This window comes from Marinospirillum alkaliphilum DSM 21637 (genome assembly GCF_900119735.1).
Lineage (GTDB): Bacteria > Pseudomonadota > Gammaproteobacteria > Pseudomonadales > Halomonadaceae > Marinospirillum > Marinospirillum alkaliphilum.
The window spans coordinates 1-3,429 of record NZ_FPJW01000018.1; the positions used below are offsets into that span (position 1 = coordinate 1).

Here is a 3,429-nt window from a genome sequence, read left to right on the forward strand (position 1 = left end):
GCTCTTTAACAATGCAAGAACCAAGTTTTTAAAAGTCAAAGCGATACGCTGTTTTGATTGGCCTTTTGGGTTGATTGAAACAGACATCAGTCTCAAGCGTATCCGGCGAAAATCGTTGATTGGTTACAGATTGTGTAGACCCCTTGGGGTTATATGGTCAAGTGACTAAGCGCACACGGTGGATGCCTTGGCAGTCAGAGGCGATGAAAGACGTGGTAGCCTGCGATAAGCTCCGGGGAGTCGGCAAACAGACTTTGATCCGGAGATCTCTGAATGGGGAAACCCACCCAGGATAACCTGGGTATCCAGTACTGAATCCATAGGTACTGGAGGCAAACCGGGAGAACTGAAACATCTAAGTACCCCGAGGAAAAGAAATCAACCGAGATTCCCTGAGTAGCGGCGAGCGAAAGGGGACCAGCCCTTAAGCTGGAGTTGGGTTAGTGGAAGGCTCTGGAAAGTGCCGCCATAGTGGGTGATAGCCCCGTACACGAAAACCTCTCTTCAGTGAAATCGAGTAGGACGGGACACGTGTAATCCTGTCTGAACATGGGGGGACCATCCTCCAAGGCTAAATACTCCTGACTGACCGATAGTGAACCAGTACCGTGAGGGAAAGGCGAAAAGAACCCCTGTTAGGGGAGTGAAATAGACCCTGAAACCGTGTGCGTACAAGCAGTCGGAGCCCACTTGTTGGGTGACGGCGTACCTTTTGTATAATGGGTCAGCGACTTATTCTCAGTGGCGAGGTTAACCGTATAGGGGAGCCGTAGGGAAACCGAGTCTTAATAGGGCGCGCAGTCGCTGGGAATAGACCCGAAACCGGGCGATCTACCCATGGGCAGGTTGAAGGTTGAGTAACATCAACTGGAGGACCGAACCGTAATCTGTTGAAAAAGATTCGGATGACCTGTGGGTCGGAGTGAAAGGCTAATCAAGCTCGGAGATAGCTGGTTCTCCTCGAAAGCTATTTAGGTAGCGCCTCGTGTATCACCACCGGAGGTAGAGCACTGTTAAGGCTAGGGGGTCATCTCGACTTACCAACCCTTTGCAAACTCCGAATACCGGTGAGTGTCAGCACGGGAGACACACGGCGGGTGCTAACGTCCGTCGTGAAAAGGGAAACAACCCAGACCGCCAGCTAAGGCCCCAAAATCCTGATTAAGTGGGAAACGATGTGGGAAGGCACAGACAGCTAGGAGGTTGGCTTAGAAGCAGCCATCCTTTAAAGAAAGCGTAATAGCTCACTAGTCGAGTCGGCCTGCGCGGAAGATGTAACGGGGCTCAAATCAGGTGCCGAAGCTGCGGGTTCCACGTAAGTGGAGCGGTAGAGGAGCGTTGTGTAAGCCGTCGAAGGTGTGTTGAGAAGCATGCTGGAGGTATCACAAGTGCGAATGCTGACATAAGTAACGATAAGGGGTGTGAAAAACATCCCCGCCGGAAGACCAAGGTTTCCTATCCCATGCTAATCAGGGTAGGGTGAGTCGGCCCCTAAGGCGAGGCGGAAACGCGTAGTCGATGGGAAGCAGGTTAATATTCCTGCACCAGTGCATACTGCGATGGGAGGACGGAGAAGGCTAGGCGAGCCAGGCGTTGGTTGTCCTGGTGAAAGCACGTAGGCGGTACCCTTAGGCAAATCCGGGGGTGCAACGTCGAGATGCGAGAGGAAGATGATCTTCGGAGATTCGAACTCGTTGATGCCACGCTTCCAAGAAAAGTCTCTAAGCTTCAGGTATGCAGTGACCGTACCCCAAACCGACACAGGTGGTCAGGTCGAGAAGACCAAGGCGCTTGAGAGAACTCGGGTGAAGGAACTAGGCAAAATGGTGCCGTAACTTCGGGAGAAGGCACGCCGACACTAGGTGACGTTAACACTAACCGAGCCGAAGTCGGTCGAAGATACCAGGCCCCTGCAACTGTTTATTAAAAACACAGCACTCTGCAAACACGTAAGTGGACGTATAGGGTGTGACGCCTGCCCGGTGCCGGAAGGTTAATTGATGGGGTTAGCGCAAGCGAAGCTCTTGATCGAAGCCCCGGTAAACGGCGGCCGTAACTATAACGGTCCTAAGGTAGCGAAATTCCTTGTCGGGTAAGTTCCGACCTGCACGAATGGCGTAATGATGGGGGCGCTGTCTCCACCCGAGACTCAGTGAAATTGAAATCGCCGTGAAGATGCGGTGTATCCGCGGCTAGACGGAAAGACCCCGTGAACCTTTACTATAGCTTCACACTGGACTTTGATATTGCTTGTGTAGGATAGCTGGGAGGCTTTGAAGCGTGGACGCCAGTTCGCGTGGAGCCAATCTTGAAATACCAGCCTGGCAATCTTGAGGTTCTAACCTAGTCCCGTGATCCGGGACAGGGACCGTGTGTGGTGGGTAGTTTGACTGGGGCGGTCTCCTCCCAAAGAGTAACGGAGGAGCACAAAGGTACCCTCAGGCTGGTCGGAAATCAGCCAATGAGTGCAAGAGCATAAGGGTGCTTGACTGCGAGACAGACACGTCGAGCAGGTACGAAAGTAGGTTCTAGTGATCCGGTGGTTCTGTATGGAAGGGCCATCGCTCAACGGATAAAAGGTACTCCGGGGATAACAGGCTGATACCGCCCAAGAGTTCACATCGACGGCGGTGTTTGGCACCTCGATGTCGGCTCATCACATCCTGGGGCTGAATTCGGTCCCAAGGGTATGGCTGTTCGCCATTTAAAGTGGTACGCGAGCTGGGTTTAGAACGTCGTGAGACAGTTCGGTCCCTATCTGCCGTGGACGTTGGAGACTTGAGAAGAGCTGCTCCTAGTACGAGAGGACCGGAGTGGACGAACCTCTGGTGTTCCGGTTGTCATGCCAATGGCACTGCCGGGTAGCTATGTTCGGACGGGATAACCGCTGAAAGCATCTAAGCGGGAAGCCCCCTTCAAGATGAGGTCTCCCTGAGGACTTGATCCTCCTAAAGGGCCCTTGAAGACGACAAGGTTGATAGGCCGGGTGTGGAAGTGCAGCAATGCATTGAGCTAACCGGTACTAATGACCCGTGAGGCTTGACCATATAACACCCAAGTGGTTTTGTGGATCATCAAACCCGATGAAAACCGCAACCATCCAGGTAACACAGTGAACGAAACACCGGATACAGTGAGACTGATCCCGCTTTGACACAGCAAGCTTCAAGAAAAAGCAACAAGCAGCATTAACAAGCAAGCGTAAATTAAAAACTCGGTTCTTGCCCCTTTTAAGGATGTTGGCGTCGCTGTACAACAGCACAGGCATCACAAGTATCAAAAAACACGCCAACCTCCAACAGTTACGCCTGACGACCATAGCGTCCGGGAACCACCTGATCCCATGCCGAACTCAGAAGTGAAACCGATCAGCGCCGATGATAGTGTGGGGCCTCCCCATGTGAAAGTAGGTCATCGTCAGGCACCTAT

Annotated in this window: 2 rRNA genes; both read left to right on the top strand. The window is 52.6% G+C overall.

Annotated elements, in window-relative coordinates:
- The first annotated feature begins 155 nt into the window (after positions 1-155).
- Positions 156-3,047, top strand: a 23S ribosomal RNA gene (locus tag BT114_RS14750).
- A 260-nt stretch (positions 3,048-3,307) separates the two neighbouring features.
- Positions 3,308-3,423, top strand: a 5S ribosomal RNA gene (rrf, locus tag BT114_RS14755).
- The last annotated feature ends 6 nt before the right edge of the window (positions 3,424-3,429 follow it).